This window comes from Adlercreutzia equolifaciens (assembly GCF_029076695.1).
Classification (GTDB): Bacteria; Actinomycetota; Coriobacteriia; order Coriobacteriales; family Eggerthellaceae; genus Adlercreutzia; species Adlercreutzia equolifaciens_A.
The window spans coordinates 1-418 of record NZ_JARFIK010000072.1 but is presented as its reverse complement, the minus strand read 5'-3'; the positions used below and the strand labels follow the sequence as shown (position 1 = coordinate 418).

General features: G+C 60.3%; 1 protein-coding gene. It reads left to right on the top strand.

Going from position 1 to position 418, the window contains the following annotated elements; translation table 11 throughout:
- Window positions 1-418 (top strand): relaxase/mobilization nuclease domain-containing protein (locus PZH32_RS11520; protein WP_275208395.1); only part of this gene is annotated, 418 nt, incomplete at both ends.

Here is a 418-nt window from a genome sequence, read left to right as displayed (position 1 = left end):
GTCTGCCCATTCTGGACGAGAAGGGCAGACCCAAGCTACGGGATTCGTACCTGCTCGACACCCTTGAGTGCGGCGAATCTTCGTTTGCTATGGCCTGCCTGATCGCCAATCGCAAGTACGGCAAGAACGGCGGGCGGGAGGACGTGAAGGCCCATCATTATATCATCAGCTTCGACCCGAAGGACGCAGTAGAGAACGGCCTGACCATGGAGCGGGCGCAAGCCCTTGGCTTGCAGTTCTGCAAGGAAAATTTCCCCGGTCATCCCGCCATCGTCTGCACCCACCCGGACGGTCACAACAGTGCGGGAAACATCCACGTCCACATCGTCATCGGCAGCTTGCGTGTCCGCACCGTGGAACGGCAGCCCTTCATGGACAAGCCGTGCGACTGGGAAGCGGGCAAGAAGCACCGCTGCAC